General features: G+C 60.9%; 21 protein-coding genes. 8 read left to right on the forward strand and 13 right to left on the reverse strand.

Features of this window, described 5'->3' with window-relative positions; translation table 11 throughout:
- Positions 1-17 precede the first annotated feature (17 nt).
- Positions 18-776: a type I methionyl aminopeptidase gene (map, locus tag ACIPSK_RS12560; protein WP_162116469.1), complete on the forward strand. Its 759-nt coding sequence runs from the start codon at positions 18-20 to the stop codon at positions 774-776.
- A gap of 259 nt (positions 777-1,035) precedes the next feature.
- Here map and ACIPSK_RS12565 read toward each other — a convergent pair whose 3' ends face one another.
- Positions 1,036-1,611 carry a PadR family transcriptional regulator gene (locus ACIPSK_RS12565; RefSeq protein WP_162116470.1) on the reverse strand — a complete coding sequence of 192 codons (576 nt, stop codon included), beginning with the start codon at positions 1,609-1,611 and terminating at the stop codon, positions 1,036-1,038.
- Between the two features lie 166 nt (positions 1,612-1,777).
- Between ACIPSK_RS12565 and ACIPSK_RS12570 the strand changes: the two genes are divergently transcribed.
- Together ACIPSK_RS12570 and sbmA are read left to right on the forward strand one after the other, a co-directional pair.
- Complete coding sequence (locus ACIPSK_RS12570; protein ID WP_210254171.1) at positions 1,778-2,962, forward strand: YbfB/YjiJ family MFS transporter; 1,185 nt, start codon at positions 1,778-1,780, stop codon at positions 2,960-2,962.
- A gap of 125 nt (positions 2,963-3,087) precedes the next feature.
- The gene (gene sbmA, locus ACIPSK_RS12575) at positions 3,088-4,353 is read left to right on the forward strand and encodes a peptide antibiotic transporter SbmA (RefSeq protein WP_017965414.1); all 1,266 of its coding nucleotides are present in this window, start codon (positions 3,088-3,090) and stop codon (positions 4,351-4,353) included.
- A gap of 198 nt (positions 4,354-4,551) precedes the next feature.
- Here the strand turns inward: sbmA and ACIPSK_RS12580 are convergent, their stop codons facing one another.
- Positions 4,552-5,541: a polysaccharide deacetylase gene (locus tag ACIPSK_RS12580; protein ID WP_162116472.1), complete on the reverse strand. Its 990-nt coding sequence runs from the start codon at positions 5,539-5,541 to the stop codon at positions 4,552-4,554.
- A 122-nt stretch (positions 5,542-5,663) separates the two neighbouring features.
- Between ACIPSK_RS12580 and ACIPSK_RS12585 the strand changes: the two genes are divergently transcribed.
- The 3 genes from ACIPSK_RS12585 (at position 5,664) to der (ending at position 8,578) form a co-directional block, all read left to right on the forward strand.
- A complete protein-coding gene (locus tag ACIPSK_RS12585; RefSeq protein ID WP_162116473.1) occupies positions 5,664-6,248 on the forward strand; it encodes an NnrU family protein in 585 nt (194 codons plus the stop codon).
- A 206-nt stretch (positions 6,249-6,454) separates the two neighbouring features.
- A complete protein-coding gene (locus ACIPSK_RS12590; protein ID WP_162116474.1) occupies positions 6,455-7,138 on the forward strand; it encodes a tetratricopeptide repeat protein in 684 nt (227 codons plus the stop codon).
- Positions 7,139-7,153: 15 nt separating this feature from the next.
- A complete protein-coding gene (gene der, locus ACIPSK_RS12595; RefSeq protein ID WP_017965410.1) occupies positions 7,154-8,578 on the forward strand; it encodes a ribosome biogenesis GTPase Der in 1,425 nt (474 codons plus the stop codon).
- Positions 8,579-8,829: 251 nt separating this feature from the next.
- Here the strand turns inward: der and ACIPSK_RS12600 are convergent, their stop codons facing one another.
- Both ACIPSK_RS12600 and ACIPSK_RS12605 read right to left on the reverse strand, forming a co-directional pair.
- A complete protein-coding gene (locus tag ACIPSK_RS12600; RefSeq protein ID WP_162116475.1) occupies positions 8,830-10,014 on the reverse strand; it encodes a glycosyltransferase family 4 protein in 1,185 nt (394 codons plus the stop codon).
- Positions 10,015-10,260: 246 nt separating this feature from the next.
- Positions 10,261-11,301, reverse strand: a complete 1,041-nt coding sequence (locus ACIPSK_RS12605) for a glutamine synthetase beta-grasp domain-containing protein (RefSeq protein WP_017965408.1) — start codon at positions 11,299-11,301, stop codon at positions 10,261-10,263.
- 432 nt (positions 11,302-11,733) lie between these two features.
- Between ACIPSK_RS12605 and gstI the strand changes: the two genes are divergently transcribed.
- A complete protein-coding gene (gene gstI / locus ACIPSK_RS12610; protein WP_162116476.1) occupies positions 11,734-11,925 on the forward strand; it encodes a glutamine synthetase translation inhibitor GstI in 192 nt (63 codons plus the stop codon).
- A gap of 101 nt (positions 11,926-12,026) precedes the next feature.
- Here gstI and ACIPSK_RS12615 read toward each other — a convergent pair whose 3' ends face one another.
- The 7 genes from ACIPSK_RS12615 to ACIPSK_RS12645 all read right to left on the reverse strand — a co-directional run bounded on the left by ACIPSK_RS12615 (position 12,027) and on the right by ACIPSK_RS12645 (position 19,086).
- The gene (locus ACIPSK_RS12615) at positions 12,027-12,956 is read right to left on the reverse strand and encodes a PfkB family carbohydrate kinase (RefSeq protein WP_162116477.1); all 930 of its coding nucleotides are present in this window, start codon (positions 12,954-12,956) and stop codon (positions 12,027-12,029) included.
- A gap of 165 nt (positions 12,957-13,121) precedes the next feature.
- On the reverse strand, positions 13,122-13,463 hold the full coding sequence (locus ACIPSK_RS12620) for a hypothetical protein (RefSeq protein WP_017965405.1): 342 nt from the start codon (positions 13,461-13,463) through the stop codon (positions 13,122-13,124).
- 167 nt (positions 13,464-13,630) lie between these two features.
- Positions 13,631-14,617, reverse strand: a complete 987-nt coding sequence (locus ACIPSK_RS12625) for an ABC transporter ATP-binding protein (RefSeq protein ID WP_162116478.1) — start codon at positions 14,615-14,617, stop codon at positions 13,631-13,633.
- Positions 14,610-15,617 carry an ABC transporter ATP-binding protein gene (locus ACIPSK_RS12630; RefSeq protein WP_162116479.1) on the reverse strand — a complete coding sequence of 336 codons (1,008 nt, stop codon included), beginning with the start codon at positions 15,615-15,617 and terminating at the stop codon, positions 14,610-14,612. Before ACIPSK_RS12630 ends, ACIPSK_RS12625 begins: the two co-directional genes overlap by 8 nt.
- A 2-nt stretch (positions 15,618-15,619) precedes the next feature.
- The gene (locus tag ACIPSK_RS12635) at positions 15,620-16,537 is read right to left on the reverse strand and encodes an ABC transporter permease (RefSeq protein ID WP_162116480.1); all 918 of its coding nucleotides are present in this window, start codon (positions 16,535-16,537) and stop codon (positions 15,620-15,622) included.
- Positions 16,534-17,457: an ABC transporter permease subunit gene (locus tag ACIPSK_RS12640; RefSeq protein WP_017965401.1), complete on the reverse strand. Its 924-nt coding sequence runs from the start codon at positions 17,455-17,457 to the stop codon at positions 16,534-16,536. The genes ACIPSK_RS12635 and ACIPSK_RS12640 overlap by 4 nt, the downstream gene beginning before the upstream one ends.
- Before the next feature lie 48 nt (positions 17,458-17,505).
- On the reverse strand, positions 17,506-19,086 hold the full coding sequence (locus tag ACIPSK_RS12645; protein ID WP_446532936.1) for a peptide ABC transporter substrate-binding protein: 1,581 nt from the start codon (positions 19,084-19,086) through the stop codon (positions 17,506-17,508).
- A 285-nt stretch (positions 19,087-19,371) separates the two neighbouring features.
- Between ACIPSK_RS12645 and bglA the strand changes: the two genes are divergently transcribed.
- Positions 19,372-21,018, forward strand: coding sequence for a beta-galactosidase BglA (gene bglA, locus ACIPSK_RS12650; protein ID WP_162116481.1), 1,647 nt, complete (start codon positions 19,372-19,374; stop codon positions 21,016-21,018).
- 3 nt (positions 21,019-21,021) lie between these two features.
- On the opposite strand, the gene ACIPSK_RS12655 is transcribed toward bglA, so the two are convergent.
- Together ACIPSK_RS12655 and ACIPSK_RS12660 are read right to left on the reverse strand one after the other, a co-directional pair.
- Positions 21,022-21,276: a ParE family toxin-like protein gene (locus ACIPSK_RS12655; RefSeq protein ID WP_246709691.1), complete on the reverse strand. Its 255-nt coding sequence runs from the start codon at positions 21,274-21,276 to the stop codon at positions 21,022-21,024.
- Positions 21,273-21,473 carry a hypothetical protein gene (locus ACIPSK_RS12660; protein WP_162116482.1) on the reverse strand — a complete coding sequence of 67 codons (201 nt, stop codon included), beginning with the start codon at positions 21,471-21,473 and terminating at the stop codon, positions 21,273-21,275. Before ACIPSK_RS12660 ends, ACIPSK_RS12655 begins: the two co-directional genes overlap by 4 nt.
- Positions 21,474-21,492: the final 19 nt, after the last annotated feature.

The raw sequence follows: 21,492 nt of genomic DNA on the forward strand, positions 1-21,492 counted from the left end.
AAGGTCGGAACAGACGAATGGTTATCGCAAACGACGACGAGTTGGTAAAACTCAAGGAGATCGGCCGCATCTGTGCTAACGCCATCCATGTGATGGCGGCGGCGATGGAGCCCGGCATGACGACGCTGGAGCTCGACCAGATCGGCCGCAAGGTGCTCGAGGATTCCGGCGCGCGCTCGGCGCCGGAGTTCTGCTACCAGTTTCCCGGTGCCACCTGCATCAGTATCAACGAGGAAATCGCCCACGGTATTCCCGGCCCGCGCGTCATCCGCGCCGGCGACCTCATCAACATCGACGTCTCGGCGGAAAAGGATGGTTTCTTTGCCGATACCGGTGCCTCCTTCGCGATGCCGCCGGTGAAGCCGAAGATCGAGCGGCTTTGCCGCGACGGCAAGCGGGCGCTCTGGGTCGGGCTCAACCAGGTGAAATCGGGCGAACCCTTGGCGAAGATCGGCACTGCCGTCGGTGCCTTCGCGCAGAAGAACCGCTATACGCTGGTCGCCAATCTGGCGAGCCACGGCGTCGGCCGCTCGCTGCACGAGGAGCCGGCCGAACTCTCGACCTGGCCGGATCCTTCGGAAAAACGGATGATGACGGAAGGCCTCGTCTTCACCGTCGAGCCGTTTCTCTCACTCGGCGCGACATGGGCCGAAGGTGGCGACGATGCCTGGACGCTCTATGCCGATCCGAAGGCGCCGACCGTGCAATACGAACACACGGTGGTGGCGACACGTAACGGGCCGGTGGTTCTGACCTTGCCGGATGAACGGCCTTAGGGCTGGGACCGGTGTTATTCCGGCTGGTGGGAGCACCCGCCTCGCCCTTCGAGGCCCCTGCGGGGCACCTCAGGGTGAGGCTCTCTTGGAGGCTTCACGCGTTGGCAGCAGAAGCCGTGCATTCTCCACACCTTTGCGGCATCCTCAAACGCACCTCACCCTGAGGTGCGAATCCCGTAGGGCATAGCCTCGAAGGGTCCTGCCGCAACGTCGCTTCTTGCCTGCCACGAACGATCGCCTCACCATTCGGCTCTCGTCCTCAGCCCCGCGTTCCCGGCCTGCCGCCTTGCAGGATTTCGGTGGCGGCGCGTTCGAGGATGCCGGCGATGCGAGCGGCTTCGGGTTTCGACCAGGGATAGCGCATCCGCATGGCCGAGCGCAGCAGCATGCGGGCGGCGCGGATATCACCACCGTCCTGCATGAAATCGCCGTCATCGCCTTCGTCGGCGCCGTGACGGTCGGTTTCGAAGACACGCTTCACATGGGCCATCTTCTCGCCGATGCGTTCCAGCTTGGCGAAGGTATGCAGGATCATGGCGCGGTTTTCCTCGACGCGGCCACGGCCGGCATCGGTGATACGGTAGAGCTTCTTGGCGCCCTCCACCTCGACCTCGGCAAGGCCGGTTTCCTCGAGATAGGTGAGAGCGGGATAGATGACGCCGGGGCTCGGCACGTAGAAGCCGCCGGACCGCTCCTCCAGCAACTTTATCAATTCATAGCCGTGGCGCGGCTGCTCAGCGAGCAGGGCCAGGATGACGAGCTGGAGATCACCAGCCGCAAATTTGCGGCCCATGCGGAAATCTCCGCCGAACATGCCGCCTTTAAAACCTCTCATGGTTCTTGCCTTCATCGTTAGATGTATCGTTGACTATGTCGTAAAACATATATCGTAAGATAACTCTTTTCAAGAGAAGGTGAAAATTTCCGGCGTATCGGGAAATTGATCAATCGATCAGAATTACTTGATTGTGCCACCGATGCTGCGGCGCGATAAGCGCTGCATGCTCGAGCGCATCCGTCACTCCTCGCCGAATCTTATCTCCACCGCCGCTGCCGGCGCCATTGCCATGGCCGCCGCCATGGGCTTCGGGCGCTTCTCCTACACGCCGATCCTGCCCGGTATGATCAGCGGCGTGCCGCTTTCGGCGGCAGATGCCGGCTTCATCGCATCGGCGAATTTCGTCGGTTATCTCGTCGGTGCCGTGCTTGCCGCCTATGGCTGGGCGGCCGGACGGGAGCGGCTGGTGGCGCTGCTGTCGCTGCTGTCAACCGCGATCCTGCTTGCCGCCATGGCGGCCACTGATTCCGTCGTCGTCTTTGCCATCATTCGCTTCCTGGCCGGTGTCGCCAGTGCCTTTGCGATGGTCTTCACCTCGTCGATCGTGCTCAGCCACGGGGCTGCTGCCGGCAACGACCATGTGCAGGCGGCGCATTTCGGCGGGCCGGGGGCGGGTATCGCGCTGTCCTCGGTTATGGTGCTGCTGATCGGCCTCGGCTTTCACGGCGGGCCGGGCGGTTGGCGCGCCGACTGGATCGGCGGGGCGCTCTATTGCGCGGCAAGCCTCGTCGTCGTTTTCTTGCTGCTGCCATCGTCGCCGGCGCAATCGGCGCAGGCAGGCAAGGAGCCGGCGCTCATCTGGAACCGGCCGATGGTGCTGCTGACGCTGTCTTACGGCCTGTTCGGCTTCGGCTACGTCATCACCGCGACCTTCCTCGTCACCATCGCGCGCCTTTCTGCAACGGGACCCTTCGTCGAATTCCTCTGCTGGTTCGTCGCCGGCTTGACGGCTGCGGTAGCGCTGTTTGCCTGGAAGCCTCTGGTCCGGCCGCTCGGGCTTGGCGGGGTCTATGTCGCAGCTCTTCTGGTCGAGGCAGCCGGGGTGCTCGCGACGGTGGCGCTGCCACCTTCCGTCGCACCGCTGATCGGTGGAGCGCTGTTCGGGGCGACGTTCCTGGCGATCACCGCTTACGGGCTTCAGATCGGCCGCAAACTTTCGCCTGACAGTCCGCGGCGGATCCTGGCGATGATGACGGCTGCCTTCGGCGTCGGTCAGATCGTCGGGCCTGTCGTTGCCGGCTGGATCGCCGAGCGCGTAGGCAGCTTCACCGTTCCGACAGTGATCGCCGCCGTGGCCCTCGTCGTCTGCGTAGCGCTGGTGATGCCGGTGATCAAGAAAATCGCTTAACCGGTTACATCTCCGTAACAATCGGCCGAACCCATTGCTGCGTCCTTCGAACTGCCTTAGTTTCCGGCACAATCAGTGTTCGACGACACTCCCGAGACTCACAGTTCAGGAAAGCAAAGCCTCCCGTGTTTCATTCCTTTTTTCCGCAGCCAAAGGCGTTCTTTACTTCGCTCGTTGTTTGGACCCTGATTTCCATTGCCGGCTGGTATCTCTTCGCCGCCAGTCTCGGTGTATCGCTCGGCTATGCGCCGGTTCCCGAAGAGCAGCAACCGATCGACCTTTCGTTCTTCCTGCTGCCCGAAAATGTCTGGTTCTACAGCTATTTCCTTCTGTCGGCGGTGATCTTCTGCGGTGCATGGCATCTGAGGGCGCTGAACCACCCCTGGAAGATCTGGTCGATCTGGGGTTCGGCACTGATCATCTTCGTGACCTACTTCGGCGTCCAGATCAGCGTTGTGATCAATAACTGGCGCCGGCCGTTTGGTGACCTTCTGCAGAACGCATTGTCGAAGCAGCCAGGCATTTCCGTCGAGAATTTCTACACCTTGATGTGGGTCTTCTGCCAGATCGCATTCCTCAGCATGTTCGTGTCGATCATGACCGACTTCTTCACCAGCCATTACATCTTCCGCTGGCGAACGGCGATGAACAATTTCTACATGTCGAAGTGGGAAAAGCTTCGTCATATCGAAGGCGCCTCCCAGCGCGTTCAGGAAGATACGATGCGCTTTTCGAGCACGCTCGAAGGTCTTGGTATCAGCCTGATCAACTCGGTGATGACGCTCGTGGTATTCCTTCCGATCCTTCTGGCGCTGTCGCATTACGTGACCGAACTGCCGTTCATTGGGCCGGTGGCGAACTCGCTCTTTTGGCTGGCGCTGTTCTGGTCGGCGTTCGGCACGCTTCTGCTGGCGGTCGCCGGCGTTAAGCTGCCGGGGCTGAATTTCCGCAACCAGCGCGTCGAAGCAGCTTATCGCAAGGAGCTCGTCTATGGCGAAGACCATGCGGAACGGGCTGACCCGCTGACAGTCAGGGAGCTGTTCGGCAACGTCCGTCGCAATTATTACCGCATGTATTTCCACTACATGTATTTCAATGTCGCCCGTTATTTCTACATCCAGGCCGACGCGCTCTTCGTGGTCTTCATGCTGGTGCCGACGATCGTGGCGGGCACTATCACTTACGGTATCTTCCAGCAGATCTCGACCGCATTCGGCCAGGTCAGCAACTCGTTCCAGTATCTCGTCAACTCCTGGACGACGATCATCGAGCTTCTGTCGATCCACAAACGCCTCAAGGCCTTCGAGGCCGCAATCGACGACGAACCGCTGCCTGAAATCGACCAGCGCTACCTGGAGCGTGAGACGGGCGTCGTGCACGCTGACGGTTGATGGGCGGGGCTTGTCCGTAATCGAAATGTCGGCGCGTGCGGCCCCCTCATCCGCCCTATCGGGCACCTTCTCCCCGCCGGGTAGAAGGGGGGAATCGCAGCGTCGCAATGAATCTCTTCTCCCCAGCGGGGAGAAGGTGCCGGCAGGCAGATACAAGGGGGCCGCACGGCACGTCGGTTCGTCCAGATAATTGGCTCTTCAGAGCCCCGACGTCTGTTGCAATTTCCCGCGCGCCTCGATCATCGGGATCGCTTCCGAATAGCTGACGCAGGCCACATCCGTTCGGTGGCAGACGTCGCTGACCAGTCGGTCAAGCGCACGCCAGTAGGCGCCGCCGTTCATTTCGACGAAGTGGAAGCCGAGCTGGAGCGGAATGCGGGCGCCGGCATATTGCTTGTCGAACGCCTCCTTGAAGGCGGCGTAGGCGCGGTTCTCGAATTCTGCGGAATCGGCGGTGTCTTCCTCACCCTTGGAGTGGCGGACGAAGAGATTGTAGTCCATGCCGATGATCGGCTTTTCGCTCGGGCCTTCGGGGATCAGCGGCAGGCCGAAGCGGATGATGCCGTCTTCCTCGACAGGCATGGCAGGGCCCTTGGTGACGAGGCTCGCGTCATAGCTGAGGCCCGCCTTCTTTTCGGCTGCGATCATGTCGGCGCCCGCTGTCGCCGACAGATAGGGCGCGCGAAAGCCCTCGATGCCGTGATCGACCAGATCCTGCCACCCGGCCGGCTCCTGGAGGCCGACGCTTCTCCAGGCATTCTTCAAGGTCGCGCGAAAGGTGGCATATTCGGCCGACCAGTCGGCCTCACTCCAGAGGCGGCCGTCGAAATGGCCGCAGGCGTGGCTCGATATGTCGTGGCCTTCGAGATGGGCGTGCCAGATATTGCCGAGGCGCTCGCGGATCTCGTCGTCGCTCTGGGCGAAGCCGACATTGGATTTTCCGCGTTTCTGGTGTGGCGCCTGGTAGGCCTTCTTCGCCGCCTCGTTCATCAGGAAAGTGCAGGAGAGAAAATAGGTGAAGTGGGCGCCGTTCTTCGCCGCCATCTCGCGACTCTTCAACCAGAGCGCATTGTCGTGGGCACCGTCGAAGGAAATGATGACGAGCTGTTTCGGTCGGTCGGCCGCTTCGGCAATTGCCGCGATGAGAAGCGAAACAGAAAGGCAGGTGGAGAGGAGAAGACGGGACATGGACACCGCGACAATTTGGTTCGCGGTTTCCCTCCGATAGAATTGCGGCGAAGCTGCGGTCTCTCTGGCGTTTTTTCACGCCAGCCGGTAAGCCATGACAAACGGCACGGAAGGGATCCACAATGACATTGCTTATCGTCGGCATCATACTTTTCCTCGGGGTGCATCTGGTGCGGGTGGTGTTGCCGGACTTTCGTCGTTCGATGATCGCAAGCCTCGGCGAGAAGGGCTGGCGGGCGGCCTATTCGATTGCCAGCATCGCCACGCTGATCCTTTTGATCTACGGCTTCGGGCAGGCGCGCCATGTGACCGGCGTGCTTTACAATCCGCCGGTCTGGATGGCGCATATAACAATCACGCTGATGCTGATCGCGATGATCTGTCTCGTCGCCTCGCTGCTGCCAGCGGGGCATATCGCGACCAAGACCAAACATCCGATGGTGCTGTCGGTGAAGATCTGGGCGCTGGCGCATCTGCTCGCCAATGGCGAGACATCGTCGGTGCTGCTGTTTGGCGCTTTTCTCGCCTGGGGCGTCATCCTGCGCATTTCGCTTAAACGGCGGCAGCGGGCGGGCGAGATCACGCTCCGGCCGTTCGTCTCGGCCAAATACGATCTCTATGCTGTTGTCATCGGCATCGTCGTCTGGGCGCTGATCATCTGGAAGCTGCACGAATGGTTGATCGGGGTTTCGCCGCTCGTCATGTGACCGACGCATAACCCCGAAAATAGATTCCGATTTTCGGAAAGGATTATGCGCTGATTCAAAGTGTTAGAGCGTCCTTAGCGCGTCCTGTTGGACGCGCGGCGCTCTAATCTTTCACATCCCCCTTACAACGGCGGCAAAATGGAGTAGAAGGCCCGACTATGTGCGTTTTGCACAGCGTGTGGGTATTTCCGCGGCCGGAGACGAGAATGGCATTCAACGACGACAGCTTCATCCGTGAAGTCAATGAGGAATTGCGGTCTGACCAGATGAAGGGCGTCTGGCGCCGGTTCGGCCGCTATATCATTGCTGTCGCCATCCTGATCGTCGTCGGTACCGCCGGCAAGGTCGTCTACGAGTATTGGGACGACAACCGCTCGTCGGGCACCGGCGATCAGTTCCTGGCGGCGATGAAACTTGCCGACGAGAATAAGAACGACGAGGCGCTCGCCGCGCTCGACAAGCTCGAGAAGGAAGGCCATGGCGCCTATCCGGTGCTGGCGCGCATGCGGGCCGCGACCGTTCAGGCGCAGAAGGGCGATAGCGCAGCGGCAATCGCCGCCTTCAACGAGATCGGCAAGGACAATGGCGTTCCCGCGGCCGTACGTGATGCCGCCAAGATGCGTGCAGGCTGGCTGCTCATCGAGAACGGCTCTTACGAGCAGGTTTCGGCGGCCATCGAGGAAATGGCCGTGCCGGGCAACGCCTTCCGCCATTCGGCGCGTGAGGCACTCGGCCTTGCCGCCTATAAGGCCGGCAACATGGCGCAGGCGCGGCAGTGGTTCCAGTCGATCGTCGACGATACCGACAGCCCGCGCAATGTTGCCAATCGCGCCCATATGATGCTTGATCTGATTACTGCATCCGGCAAGGCGCCCGCCGCTCAGGGCTGAGCTTAAGGAAAAAGAATGAGTTTCACGGTCGCCATCGTCGGTCGCCCGAATGTCGGCAAGTCGACACTTTTCAACCGGCTGGTGGGCAAGAAGCTGGCGCTTGTCGATGACACGCCGGGTGTAACCCGCGACCGTCGGCCGGGCGATGCGCGGCTGATGGGCCTGACTTTCACGATCATCGACACGGCTGGTCTGGAAGAGGCCGACGCGGAGAGCCTGCAGGGCCGGATGCGGGCGCAGACGGAAGCGGCGATCGACGAGGCGGATCTTTCGCTCTTCGTCGTTGACGCCAAGAGCGGACTGACGCCCGTCGATACCGACCTTGCCGAAATGCTGCGCCGGCGCGGCAAGCCGGTGGTGCTCGTTGCCAACAAATCCGAAGCGCGCGGCTCAGACAGCGGTTTTTACGACGCCTATACGCTCGGGCTCGGCGAACCGACGCCGATTTCGGCCGAACATGGGCAGGGCATGCTCGACCTGCGCGACGCCATCGTTGCGGCAATCGGCGAGGACCGAGCCTATCCCGCCAAGGAGGATGTCGCCGTCACTGACGTCGACATTCCGCAGACCGAAGGCGAGGGCAGCGACGAGGACGAGGAGCCGGCCTATGATGAGACCAAGCCGCTCCGGGTGGCGATCGTCGGCCGGCCGAATGCCGGCAAATCGACGCTGATCAATCGCTTCCTCGGCGAGGATCGGCTTTTGACCGGGCCGGAGGCGGGCATCACTCGCGACTCTATTTCGGTCGAATGGGACTGGCGCGGCCGCACCATCAAGATGTTCGATACGGCAGGCATGCGCCGCAAGGCGCGGGTGATCGAGAAGCTGGAGAAGCTTTCGGTTGCCGATGCACTGCGCGCCATCCGCTTTGCCGAAACCGTCGTCATCGTCTTCGATGCGACGATCCCTTTCGAGAAACAGGACCTGCAGATCGTCGACCTGGTGCTGCGCGAGGGCCGTGCCGCCGTGCTCGCCTTCAACAAGTGGGACATGATCGAAGACCGGCAGGCGGTGCTTGCCGACTTGCGCGAAAAGACCGACCGGCTGCTGCCGCAGGCGCGCGGCATTCGCGCCGTGCCGATCTCCGGCCAGACCGGCTGGGGGCTCGACAAGCTGATGCAGTCGATCATCGACACGGACAAGGTCTGGAACAAGCGCATCTCGACCGCGCGGCTCAACCGTTGGCTGGAAACGCAGCAGATTCAGCATCCGCCACCGGCCGTTTCCGGCCGCCGCATCAAGCTGAAATATATGACGCAAGTCAAAGCCCGCCCGCCGGCCTTCATGATCTCCTGCACCCGCTCGGATGCGCTGCCGGAATCCTATACACGCTATCTGATCAACGGCTTGCGCGCCGATTTCGACATGCCGAGCGTGCCGATCCGCATCCATTTCCGCTCGCCTGACAATCCGTTCGAAGGCAAGAAGAGACGGACGTAGGCTTGGGTTGACGCGGATTCGTGGCGTTTTGTGGAGTTGGGCGTGTGCCGTGTGGCCACCCCCTCTGGGGGTATCATAAGCACTGCGATAGCCATTCCGGCCCTTCAGCAGCGCTTCCGATCAACGCCTCGCGCAGCGCCACGATCTCGGCCGGCAGCGGGTGAAGTCTGCTGCATCGCAGTTGCTTCGTGCTTCTAAACGCCATCGCCGAAACACCTGCCGTCCACAGCGCCTTGCACAAGCAAGAGCGATCAGTCCGCGGACGGGACAGGCCCGGCGGTTTCGCCGGGCTTTCTGCTTCCTGGAAGCGACTTGGTGGCAAATTGCCAGGCCTTCTTCCATTTCGGCGTGATCACGCCGTTGGCGGCGCGGATATTGTTGATGAACTGCAGCGTCGCCGCTTCCCAGGAATATTGCATGGCGAGTTCACGCGCCTTGATACGCGAGGCGGAGAGGGCGGCAAGGCAGGCTGTTTGCAGGTTTGTGTCGAGCGCCCCGACTTCGCTGTCCTCGCCGATGATATCGAGCGGGCCGGTGACCGGATAGGCTGCAACGGGCACGCCCGATGCCAGTGCTTCGAGGATGGTGTTGCCGAAGGTGTCGGTGAGCGAGGGAAAGACGAAGACGTCGCCCTGGGCATAGGCTTTCGCCAGATCCTCGCCGAACTGCACGCCGGCGAAGAAGACCTCGGGATATTGCTTTTCGAGCTCGGCGCGGGCCGGACCATCACCAACGACGACCTTGGAACCGGGCAGGTCGAGATCGAGGAATGCCGGCAGATTCTTTTCCAGCGCCACGCGGCCGACGGTTATGAAGATCGGGCGCGACAGGCCGAACGGGTTTTCCTCGAGCTCCATCGGACGGAACTGCGTGGCGTCGATGCCGCGGCTCCAGGGCATGAGGTTGCGGATGCCCTTTTCCGACAGTTCGCGGGCAAGGCTCGGTGTCGCCACCATGCAGCCGGCGCCGCCATTATGGAACCACCGGACGAAGGAGTAGAGCCAGCTCTTCGGTATCGGCAGGCGCGCGGAAACGTATTCCGGGAAGCGGGTGTGGTAGCTCGTCGAAAACGGCATGCGGTTCTTCAGGCACCAGCGGCGGGCGGTCAGCCCCAGAGGACCTTCGGTGGCGATATGCACGTAGGAGGGTTTGTGCTTTTCAATTTCGCGGGCGATGCGGCGGTAATTGGCGATCGACAGGCGGATCTCAGGATAGGTCGGGCAGGGGATGCTGTTGAAGCGCTCCGGCGTCACCATCGAAACCTCGATGCCCATCTTCGCCAGTTCGCGGTTGGTGTTCTCGATCGAACGCACGACGCCGTTGACCTGCGGGTGCCAGGCATCGGTGACGATCACCAGCCTCTCGGGCAGGTTTCCGGCGGCTGCGGCGTTGGCCCAGCTCTCGCCGCTATTAGTGTTTGCCGGACGTTGCAGCATGTCACGATTTCCATCCACGTCGCAGTGATCTGGCAACCCGCTCAACCCCAAAGCGGGGTTCCGGATCGGCGATTCCCGCTTCTCTATTTTGAGGCATGACCATGATGGAAATATTACAGCCCATATTGCAAGGATTGCAGGGCTTTCGCCTGACCGATCGCCCCGATCATGTCGGTAGCCGGCGGCGGTTTTCATACGGGAAAAGAAGGTCACGGCGCCGATCGAGGACCGGCGCCGTTCGGGAGGTTAAGCGGCAGCGGAGGCCGAGCTTGCAGTCGGAACTTCCGAGATCGTCTTCAGAACCTGCGAAGCGATCTGGTAGGGGTCGCCTTGCGAGTTCGGGCGGCGATCTTCCAGATAGCCCTTGTAGTCGTTCTTGATGAAGGAGTGCGGCACGCGGATCGAAGCACCGCGGTCGGCAACGCCGTAGGAGAACTTGTTCCACGGAGCCGTCTCGTGCTTGCCGGTCAGGCGCTTGTCGTTATCGGGGCCGTAGACCGCGATGTGGTCCATGAGGTTCTTGTCGAACTGCGCCATCAGCGCTTCGAAATATTCCTTACCACCGACTTCGCGCAGGTATTTGGTCGAGAAGTTGCAATGCATGCCCGAGCCGTTCCAGTCGGTGTCGCCGAGCGGCTTGCAATGATACTCGATGTCGATGCCGTATTTTTCGGTCAGGCGCTGCAGCAGGTAGCGTGCCATCCAGATCTGGTCGGCGGCCTTCTTGGAGCCCTTGCCGAAAATCTGGAATTCCCACTGACCCTTGGCCACTTCGGCATTGATGCCTTCGTGGTTGATGCCGGCAGCGAGGCAGAGGTCGAGGTGCTCTTCGACGATTTCGCGGGCAACGTCGCCGACGTTCGAGTAGCCGACGCCAGTGTAATAGGGACCCTGCGGAGCCGGGTAGCCCTGCTCAGGGAAGCCTAGCGGACGGCCGTTCTGGTAGAAGAAATATTCCTGTTCGAAGCCGAACCAAGCATCTTCGTCGTCGAGGATGGTCGCGCGAGCGTTCGATGCGTGCGGCGTGACGCCATCCGGCATCATGACTTCGCACATGACGAGAGCGCCGTTGGTGCGGGCCGGATCGGGATAAATGGCGACGGGCTTCAGCACGCAGTCAGAGCTGCGGCCCTCGGCCTGCATGGTCGACGAACCGTCGAAGCCCCACAGCGGAAGCTGCTCCAGCGTCGGGAATTCATCGAATTCCTTGATCTGCGTCTTGCCACGCAGGTTCGGTACCGGTGTGTACCCATCGAGCCAAATGTACTCGAGCTTAAATTTTGTCATCGCGACTCTCTCAGTGCTACAAAGGTGAGCAAATCCGGAGGCAACCTCGGCGCGCAAGCGCATCCGATCGCCAGGGATGACGCTTTAAAAGCACGTAGCGTGCCAGTTTTGGCGCCGCGCGAAAGAAAAATCGCGAATCAGCGTACCGACCGATTTTTTCCCTTTTGGATAATCGGGCTGTTTTTAACGCTCGCAGGCGGTATCGGCCATCAAAACGCACCTTTTCCATCTGGAACCGGATGAAAATTGCGGCGTTAAGCTCAAATGATGAAGTGTTAAACAAATTGGCGGAAGCTTTTGGTCGAGACAGCATGCCGACCGGCTACAATTGCAACATTGCTCTTATTTTGTGCAATTTGCATAAACTATGTGCATTATGCTATGGTAGCGGTCCTGAAATGTTGATGCGCCGAGCTGAATGGAGGCGATCTCATGCCCACCGGTTTCCACCGTGATTCCGCAACGATCTACCAGTTTCCCGTCAAGGCGATATGCAACGCCAACAGGTTCGAACGCGCCCGCCTGATGGAGCGCGAGGCAGCCGAAGTCTGCGATGCCGCGCTCGACAGCTGCTGGTACCATGACGAGGCGGTTCGCGAATCCGACCGGCCGACCAAGTCCTGATTTCCCCTGGTCGCGAGGCAAGGACGCCGACAAAGCGGAGCGCGCCCGCACATGGCGTTCATACTGCGTCACAAAGACCTAAAGCTCGGTAAGCTGAAAGTTCACGAGGCTTGGCTGCCATCCAATCCAAGCTTTTCCTTTACGACCAATGCACCATGTTCGCTGACGACGCGGGCAGCGACCTTTGCTGCGAAACGGGCGGCGGCAGGCGCATCGCCTGCTTCGAGATATCGTGCGAGAAACGCGCCGTTGAAGCTGTCGCCGGCGCTGGTCGTGTCGACCACCTTCTTCACCTTTTCGGCCGGAACGAAGGTTTGCTCGCCGGCAAAATTCAGCGTGACACCGTCAGCGCCGTTCTTGACGACGATATCGATGGCACCTAGCGCGCGGTAGCGATGGATCGTCGCCTCGATGGAATCATCGCCGAAATGGGCGGCCTCGTCGTCGAAGCTCGGCATGACGAGCACGGAGGAGCGGGCGCCTTCGCTAATTGTCGTGTGCATCACGTCGTAGCTCGACCAGAGGCGCGGGCGGATGTTTGGATCGAAGACGACGAGCTTGCCGGCGGCCTTGGCGCGACGAACTTCGGCGAGCAGCGTCTCGGCATCCTCATGCGGCAGGATGGCAAGGGTGATGCCGGAGAAATAGATGACGGCAGCGCTTTCCACCGCCTCGCGCAGACTGTCCGGATCGGCAGCCAGGCTGCGGGCGGCCGAGCTGTCGCGCCAGTAGCTGAAGGAGCGTTCGCCATTTTTCAGGTTGATCATATAGAGGCCGGGCGTCCTGCCCCGGATACGGCGGATGAGGCTCGTGCCGATGCCTGACGTGTCGATGAAGGCCAGCATCTCATCCGACATGGCGTCGTCACCGAGGGCGGTGAAATAATCGACCGACCAGTCGGCGGCAAGGCAGGCGCGGGCATACCAGGCGGTGTTGAAGGTATCGCCGGCAAAGCCCTTGCGCAGCAGGCCGTCGCCTGCTTGCGAGAGTTCCACCATGCATTCACCGATCGATAGAAACCGTCCGCTCACTCTGTCCTCCCGGCATTTAGGGCGCCGCGCGTCCAACAGGACGCGCTATCACTTTGAATTGGCGCACAATCGCTGATACGCGGAGCCGGGCAGAGTGACAAGCGTCGATATTGCGAGAGATGAAAGCCCGCCTTCACGGACGAGGCGAAGGCGGGCTCTTAATACCTATTCGTGGATGGTGTAGCTGCCCATCGCGCAAAGGTCCTGCGTATCTTCGGTGGTTTCGAGGTTTGAGTCTTCCTCGAATTCGAAGCGCATGTCGTATTTGCAGACGGTTCGGCCGTCGGCGATGGTGATATCCATGGTTTCGCCCGGATCGAGAACGTTCTCGCCGAAGACGTCTTCTTCCCAGTTGTCGACGCCGGTCGGCGAGCTGTAGAAGCGCGTCAGCACGGAGTTCGTTCCGTTGATGAGCTTGAACGTCAGATCTTCGGCATGCGACGAAACGGCGGAGACGGCAATCATGGCCGCGGTAAGTGCGATTACACCTGATATTTTCGATTTCATATATGCGTTCCCCTGGCTTGCGATTAGGCCGAAATGGGATAACACATGCTTATAAAGGCTTTCTTATCAGGGTCTTTAGACCCAAAATAAGTCTGCTTCGCTCCGAAACGGATGGCGCACTGGGCATTCTTATGAGCTGACGGCCGCTTGCGCGACCGCCGTTCCATTCACGGCCTGTCCATATGATAACAGGCGGCTGTCTGGCCGGGGCGGACCTGCTCTGTTGGCGGCATTTCGGTGCGACAGACGTCGGTCGCCTTCCAGCAGCGCGGTGAGAAGACGCAGCCTTTCGGCGGGTTGAGCGGCGACGGCGGATCGCCCTGCAGGCGGATGCGCGTGCGCAGCCGTGCAAGTTTCGGATCCGGGACCGGCGCGGCGGAAAACAGCGCCTGCGTATAAGGGTGGGCGGGATGATCGAAGACGGTGGCGCAGTCGCCGGCTTCCACCACCCTGCCGAGATAGAGCACCAGCACATCGTCGGAGATCAGGCGCACGACGGAGAGGTCGTGGCTGATGAAGATCAGCGTCAGGCCGAATTCCTTGCGCAGCTTGCGCAGAAGCGTGATCACCTGTCCCTGGATCGAGACGTCGAGGGCCGAAACCGGCTCATCGCAGATGATGAGCTTCGGCTTGGTGACCACCGCGCGGGCGATGCCGATGCGTTGCGCCTGGCCGCCGGAGAATTCGTGCGGATAGCGGTTGATCATCTCCGGCACCAGGCCGACGGCGGTCATGATGTCGCGGACGCGTTCGGTGCGCTCGGCCCTCGTAAGCTTCGGCTCGAAGACGGTGAGCGGCTCGGCGATGATATCGCCGACCGTCATCCGCGGGTCGAGCGAGGCGATCGGATCCTGGAAGATGATCTGCATGTCGCGGCGGGCGGCGCGCATCTCCTCATCCGTGAGGTCGAGCAGGTTGCGGCCCTGCCAGAGGATGCGGCCCTTCTGCGATTTCAGCAGCCGCAGGATGGAACGGCCGAGCGTCGACTTGCCGCAGCCGGATTCGCCGACGATGCCGAGTGTCCGACCTTCGCTGAGGTCGAAGCTGACATTGTTGACGGCGGTCAGGAAGACCGGCGGCTTGAAGAGGCCCTTGGCCGGCAGTTCGAATTGGGTCGTCAGATTCTCGACCCTCAGGAGCGATCGATCAGCCATGGTTCAACAGCTCCTCGCGGCGGGGAAAGGGGTGGTAACAGGACGCGCAATGGCGCAGCGCCAGCGTTTCGAGCGGTGGCGGGCGGTCGATGCAATCGTCCTGGACCTGCGAACAGCGCGGCGAGAAATTGCAGCCCTTCGGCAGGTGCTGCAGGTTCGGCGGACGGCCCGGAATGACGACGAGGTCGTCGACGTCCTGGTCCGGGCGCGGGATCGAGGCATGCAGCGCTGCGGTATAGGGATGGGCGGGGTTGTCGAAGAGTTCGTCGACGGGCGCCTCCTCGACGATGCGGCCGGCATACATGACGGCGACCCGGTCGGCGAGGCCGGCAACGACGCCGAGATCGTGGGTGATCATGATCAGCGCCGTGTTCATCTCCGCCGTCAGATCGTTAAAGAGATCAAGGATCTGTGCCTGGATGGTGACGTCGAGCGCTGTCGTCGGCTCGTCGGCGATCAATAGCTTCGGCCGGGTGAGCAGCGCCATGGCGATGACGATGCGCTGGCGCATGCCGCCCGAGAGTTCGTGCGGGTAGAGGTGGAAGCGCCGCGTCGGGTCGGGGATGCCGACGCGTTTGAGCATGTCGAGGGCAGCAGTGGATGCGGCGCGTGCCGTCAGCCCGCCGTGAACCTCAAGCTGTTCCGTCAGTTGCCTTGAAATCTTCAGCGAGGGGTTCAAGGCGGTCATCGGGTCCTGGAAGACCATGGCCATGTCCTTGCCGCGGATCTGGTCGAGCTCGCGCGGCTTCAGCGCCAGCACGTCCTTGCCTTCGAGCAGCGCCTGTCCCGTTGTTTTGCCGTTCTTGGCAAGCAGGCCCATGATGCCGAGGAAGGTCTGGCTCTTGCCGGAACCGGACTCGCCGACGATGGCGATGCGTTCGCCGCGCCTGACCGTCAGGTTCATGTTGGAGACCGCCTTCACCTCTCCATCCGGCGTTTTGAAGGTGATCGAGTAGTCTTTGAGTTCGAGAAGGGTGTCTTTTTGTGTTTCGTGGAGCATTCTTAGCGATCCTTCGGGTCGAACGCGTCGCGCAGGCCGTCGCCGATGAAGAGCAGGCTGAGCAACAGGGCCACGAGGAAGCTTGCCGGGAAGACGAGCAGCCACGGCATGCTTTCCATGGCATCGGTTCCCTCGGCGATCAGCGTGCCGAGCGAGGTCAGCGGTTCCTGCACGCCGAAGCCGAGATAGGAAAGGAAGCTTTCGGTGGCGATGATTTCAGGCACGGTCAACGCTGCGAAGATGACCACCGGTCCGACGAGGTTCGGGATGATGTGCTTGATGATGATCTTGAACGGCCGCTGCCCGGATGCGCGAGCCGCTTCGATGAATTCGCGATGCTTGATCGACAGCGTCTGGCCGCGCACGATGCGGGCCATGGTCAGCCATTCCAGCGCGCCGATGGCGGCAAAGAGCAGATAGACGTTGCGGCCGAAGATCACCATCAGCAGGATGACGAAGAGGATATAGGGAAGCGCATACATGATATCGACGAAGCGCATCATGATCGCATCCAGCCTGCCGCCGATATATCCCGATACCGCACCGTAGAGCACGCCGATGAAGACGGAGACGACGGTCGCCGTCAGCGCCACGGCCAGCGAGACGCGGGTGCCGTAAAGGGCGCGGGCGAGAAGGTCGCGGCCATTCGGGTCGGTACCGAAATAGTGGCCGGTCTCGAGCGAGGGCGGGATGCGGAAGGCCGCCCAATCCGGATCCTCGTAGTTGAAGGGAATGAACCAGGGGCCGAGGAAGGCGGCGAGGATCAGAACCGTCAACACGACGATCGACAGGACGGCGGCCTTGTTGCGCCCGAGGCGGCGCAAGGCATCCTTGGTGAGCGAGCGGCTTTCAGGCGCAAGGCCTTCCGCCTCCAGCAGCTCCTGCGCGAGCAGCTCGCGCTTTGCGGGGTTGAGGATCATCTGTTTCTCACTTTCGGATCGAGCCACGCATAGGCGATATCGACGAGAAGGTTCAGGAACACGATCAGCACCATGTAGAAGATGACGGTGCCGAGAACCATGCCGTAATCACGGTTCAGCGCTGCGTTGACGAAATAGCGGCCGATGCCGGGCAATCCGAAGATGCTCTCGACAACCAGCGAGCCGGTGAGAAGGTAACTTGCGGCCGGCCCGAGGTAGGAGACAACAGGCATCAGCGCAGGTTTCAGCGCATGGCGCATCACGGTGAGCCGCGGGCCGATGCCCTTGGCCTTGGCGGTGCGGATGAAGTTCTGGTTCATGACTTCGATCATCGAGCCGCGCGTGATGCGCGAGATACGGCCGGCATGCGGCAGGGCAAGCACGACGATCGGCAGGATGAGGTATTTGATCGAGCCGTCACCCCAGCCGCCAACCGGAAACCACGCTAGATGGATGCCGAAGACGAGCTGCAGGATCGGCGCAATCAGGAAGTTCGGCAATACGACGCCGATCAGGATGAGCGCGCCCAGAATATAATCCGGCGCCTTGTTCTGATAGAGCGCCCCAAGACAGCCGACGGCCACGCCAACAATGATAGCAATCAGGAAGGCGGCCGTACCGATAGTGAAGGTATAGGGCAGACCGATCATGATCTGCTGGGCGACGGTGAAATCTTCGCTGGCGAAGGACGGGCCGAGATCGCCTCGGAGCAGGTCACCGACATAGATCAGGTACTGCTGGATGAGCGGCTTGTCGAGATTGTAGTGGATCGCAAGGTTCTTCAGGATCACCGGCGGCAATGGCCTTTCGCCATCGAAAGGGCCGCCGGGGGCAAGGCGCAAAACAAAAAACGAGGCTGTCACGGCGATCCACATGACGGGGATCGTCGACAGCAGGCGACGGAGGGCGTATTTGATCATGGTCGTGGGCCGGTCCTTTCCGCAACGCGCGGAAAGGACCGTTTTCCCTTACTCTTTCATCGACAGCCAGCGGGTGCGGTGGATGTCCTGAATGTTGTCGACGAAGCCTTCGATCTTCGGCGAAACGACATTCTTCGAGACGTAGTAGTAGATCGGCAGGGCGGCGGACTCATCGAGCGCCAACTGTTCGGCCTTCTTGAAGATCGCAGCACGCTTGGTGAGATCCGTCTCGGCGTTGCCTTCCTTGATCATCTTGTCGTACTCGGGATTGGACCAGCGGCCGTAGTTCATCTGCACGCCTGTCACCAGGAGGTTCAGGAAGTTGTCCGGGTCGTTGTAGTCGGCGAGCCAGCCGGCGCGGCCGATTTCGACCTGGCCACGCTGCATCTGGTCGTAATGCACCTTGGTTTCGGCGTTGACGAGCTCGACATCGACGCCGAGCGGCTTCCACATGGAGGCGATGGCGACGGCGATGCGCTTGTGGTTGTCGTTGGTGTTGTAGCTCAGCACGGCGTGCAGCGGCTTGTCCGGGCCGAAACCGGCTTCGGTCAGAAGCTTCTTGGCTTCGGCGACCTTCTCGCTATAGGGCAGGTCCTTCCAGCTGACATAGGCCGGCTCGCCGTAATTCGCCGTGCCCGGCGGAACCCATGAATAGGCCGGCAGTTCGCCGGTGCCGAGGATCTGCGGGCCGATGACTTCACGGTTGATCGCCATGGAGAGTGCCTGGCGGACGCGCTTGTCGCTGAAGGGCGGCTTCTGCGAGTTGACGACGTAATAGTAGAGGCCGGAGAAGGGGGCGACATGCGCCTGGCCCGGCAGGTTCTTCTTCATCCATTCGTATTGGTCAGTCGGGAAATCGGTGAGGATATCGAATTCGCCGGCGCGGTAGCGTTTCAGCGCGGCTTCCTGGTCTTCAAGCACGAAGAACTTCGCGCCGTCGATCTTCAGGTCCTTGGTGTCATACCACTGATCATTCTTGACTGTGGTGACATGCGAGCCCGGAACCCATTCGACCGGCTTGTAGGGGCCGTTGGTGACGATGTTGCCGATCTTGACCCAATCCTGGCCCTTCGCCTCGACGACATGCTTCGGCAGCGGATAGGCAGTGTAATGCATCAGGGCATTGAGGAAGTAAGGGGTGGCATTTTCAAGCGTGATTTCGAGCGTCTTGTCGTCGATCGCCTTGACGCTAAGCTGGTTGAGATCGGTGATCTCACCCTTGTTGATCTTTTCCGCGTTCTTGATGGTGAACTGCAGATAGGCATAGTCGGCGGCATTCTTCGGGTCGACGAGGCGCTGGAAGGCGAAGACGAAGTCTCCTGCCGTTACCGGCTGGCCATCGGACCACTTGATGCCGTCGCGAAGCTTGAAGGTGTAGACCTTGCCGTCAGGCGAAATCGTCCAGCTTTCAGCCTGACCGGGGACCGGATTGTCCTTGGCGTCCTCGGTGACGAGACCTTCGAAAATGTCGCCGGCGATACGGTTCTCCCAGTCGCCGGAAAGCTTCTGCGGATCGAGCGACTGCGGGTCGCCACCATTGTGAATGTTGAGCGTGGCCGCATGGGCCGAAAACGCCAGCAATGTGCCAAGCATTGCAGAGGCGAGAAATTTTTTCCCGAAATGGTTCATGGTGGGTCCACCTTTCTAGGCTTTGCGCCTTTATTAGACATTTGTTCCCGGTGTTTGACCTCTTACGTGCAGGTCAGTGCGCACATTATCGCAAAGGCTTCGCGTTGCAACCCCAAATCCGGAGGGTATAAACGGGTTGTGGACAAGCCTATATACGTCTCCCCCTTGTCGGATCGCGACGACCCGCCGCTGCCTTCGCAGGGCCTTCATAAAGGCTTCACATGGTTGTCTTTTGTTTCGTCCGCTTTAGTGTGGCGAGCGCAAACGAGGCAGGAGATGTAGCCGATGGCATTGCAGGCAGGCGGGAGTGCGGACTGGTGGCGCGGCGCGGTGATCTATCAGGTCTATCCGCGCTCGTTTCAGGACACCAACAGCGATGGGCTCGGCGATCTCAGGGGAATCACCCGCCGGCTGCCGCATATAGCCAGTCTCGGCGTCGACGCGATCTGGCTCTCGCCCTTCTTCAAGTCGCCGATGGCCGACATGGGCTACGACGTTTCCGATTATTGCGACGTCGATCCGATCTTCGGGACGCTTGATGATTTCGACGAGATGATGGCCGAAGCGCATAGGCTCGGCATCAAGGTCGTGATCGACCAGGTTATCTCGCACACTTCCGACCGGCATCCCTGGTTCGTCGAGAGCCGATCGAGCCGGACCAATCCGAAGGCCGACTGGTATGTCTGGGCCGATCCGAAGCCCGATGGTACGGCGCCGAACAACTGGCTGTCGATCTTCGGCGGGCCGGGCTGGGAATGGGACGGTGTCCGCCGGCAATATTACCAACACAATTTCCTGACCTCGCAGCCCGACCTCAATTTCCACAGCGCAGACGTGCAGGAGGCGGTGCTGGAGACGGTGAAGTTCTGGCTCGACCGTGGCGTCGACGGCTTCCGGCTGGATACGGTCAACTATTATTTCTGCGACAATCAGCTCCGAAGCAACCCGCCGCATGAGCCCGATACCAGTGACGGGGGCCTCGATGCGCCCGACACCAACCCCTACGGCATGCAGAACCATCTCTATGACAAGACGCAGCCGGAAAATGTCGATTTTCTCAAGCGCTTCCGGGCGCTGCTCGATCAGTACGAAGATCGTACAACCGTCGGCGAAGTCGGCGATGGCGCTCGTTCGCTGAAGACGGTTGGCGCCTATACGAGTGGCGGCGACAAGCTGCACATGTGCTACACATTCGATCTGCTCGGGCCGGATTTCACCGCCGAGCATATTCGCGGCTGCGTTGAGGCCTTCCAGAAGGCCGTCACGGACGGCTGGGTCTGCTGGGCTTTTTCCAACCACGACGTCATGCGCCATGTCAGCCGTTTCGCGCGGACGGAGGAAGAGCGGTCTGTCATCGCCAAGCTGGCGATCTCGGTGCTTGCGGCGCTGCGCGGTTCGATCTGCCTCTATCAAGGCGAGGAACTCGGCCTGCCGGAGGCGGAGCTTGCCTTCGAAGACCTGCGCGACCCCTACGGCATCCGCTTCTGGCCGGCCTTCAAGGGCCGAGACGGATGCCGCACACCGATGCCTTGGGAAGCCGGCAAGGCGCATGCAGGCTTCACCTCGGCCGAGAAGAGCTGGCTGCCGGTGCCTTACGAGCAGGCAGCGCTTTCCGTGGATACGCAGGAGGCGAGCGACAGCTCGGTGCTGCATCACTACCGCAAGACGCTTGCATTCCGGAGGAGCCACCCGGCGCTGATCGACGGCGACATGACCTTCATCGGCACCAACCAGGATCTGCTCGCCTTCACCCGCGAAAAGAAGGGCGAAAAACTGCTCTTCGTTTTCAACCTGACGCGCAAACCGGCGGAATTCCGCCTGCCTGATGGCATGGTGCTCGGGGAACCGCTTGAGATGCCGGGTTTCGAGGCAGTGGCTGACGCGGGGCTGGTGAAGCTTGCGGCGCTGGACGGGTTTTGCGCGCGGGTTTGACGGCTATTTCAGAAGCTTATCGTAATCTGCATGCGAGCCGATCCAAAACCAGATGATGTCATCTCCATCCCTGACGGCTAAAGCTCTCCAGGATGTGCCGACGCGCGCCGACCAGAAGCGGCCGACGCGCTTGAAATGCAAGGAGGGATGCCTGGGATCTTGTTTGAGCAAATCGAAGTTTCCGCCGGCCAACTTCCGTATCTGCTCAAGCAAGCAGTCATAGGCCTCCCAGAAAGCGGGAGTGGCGTGGTGTTTCAAAGCCGTCTTGTCTTTCCGGCACGAAAATCGGTAAAGGCTTTCTCGGCGAGATGATCGAGTTTGCCACTCGCTGCGTCCGCTTCCATCTGCCTGTCCCAGCGTTCGGCCTGAAGGGCTTCAAACCACGCCGAAAAGGCTCCGAACTCGTACTTATCGAGTTCGGTAACGATTTTTTCAATCTGTTCCAGCTTCGTCATGATCGGCTCCAACGTTACC

The sequence above is a fragment of the Rhizobium sp. LARHSG275 genome, assembly GCF_052871115.1.

Coding starts and splice junctions, on each gene's coding strand:
- gstI (WP_162116476.1), top strand. CDS start 11,734: ATGCCCACCGGTTTCCACCGTGATTCCGCAACGATCTACCAGTTTCCC.
- ACIPSK_RS12565 (WP_162116470.1), bottom strand. CDS start 1,611: ATGAGAGGTTTTAAAGGCGGCATGTTCGGCGGAGATTTCCGCATGGGC.
- der (WP_017965410.1), top strand. CDS start 7,154: ATGAGTTTCACGGTCGCCATCGTCGGTCGCCCGAATGTCGGCAAGTCG.
- ACIPSK_RS12620 (WP_017965405.1), bottom strand. CDS start 13,463: ATGAAATCGAAAATATCAGGTGTAATCGCACTTACCGCGGCCATGATT.
- ACIPSK_RS12635 (WP_162116480.1), bottom strand. CDS start 16,537: ATGATCCTCAACCCCGCAAAGCGCGAGCTGCTCGCGCAGGAGCTGCTG.
- ACIPSK_RS12580 (WP_162116472.1), bottom strand. CDS start 5,541: ATGTCCCGTCTTCTCCTCTCCACCTGCCTTTCTGTTTCGCTTCTCATC.
- ACIPSK_RS12630 (WP_162116479.1), bottom strand. CDS start 15,617: ATGCTCCACGAAACACAAAAAGACACCCTTCTCGAACTCAAAGACTAC.
- bglA (WP_162116481.1), top strand. CDS start 19,372: ATGGCATTGCAGGCAGGCGGGAGTGCGGACTGGTGGCGCGGCGCGGTG.
- map (WP_162116469.1), top strand. CDS start 18: ATGGTTATCGCAAACGACGACGAGTTGGTAAAACTCAAGGAGATCGGC.
- ACIPSK_RS12660 (WP_162116482.1), bottom strand. CDS start 21,473: ATGACGAAGCTGGAACAGATTGAAAAAATCGTTACCGAACTCGATAAG.
- ACIPSK_RS12645 (WP_446532936.1), bottom strand. CDS start 19,086: ATGAACCATTTCGGGAAAAAATTTCTCGCCTCTGCAATGCTTGGCACA.
- ACIPSK_RS12600 (WP_162116475.1), bottom strand. CDS start 10,014: ATGCTGCAACGTCCGGCAAACACTAATAGCGGCGAGAGCTGGGCCAAC.
- ACIPSK_RS12605 (WP_017965408.1), bottom strand. CDS start 11,301: ATGACAAAATTTAAGCTCGAGTACATTTGGCTCGATGGGTACACACCG.
- ACIPSK_RS12585 (WP_162116473.1), top strand. CDS start 5,664: ATGACATTGCTTATCGTCGGCATCATACTTTTCCTCGGGGTGCATCTG.
- ACIPSK_RS12570 (WP_210254171.1), top strand. CDS start 1,778: ATGCTCGAGCGCATCCGTCACTCCTCGCCGAATCTTATCTCCACCGCC.
- ACIPSK_RS12590 (WP_162116474.1), top strand. CDS start 6,455: ATGGCATTCAACGACGACAGCTTCATCCGTGAAGTCAATGAGGAATTG.
- ACIPSK_RS12625 (WP_162116478.1), bottom strand. CDS start 14,617: ATGGCTGATCGATCGCTCCTGAGGGTCGAGAATCTGACGACCCAATTC.
- ACIPSK_RS12640 (WP_017965401.1), bottom strand. CDS start 17,457: ATGATCAAATACGCCCTCCGTCGCCTGCTGTCGACGATCCCCGTCATG.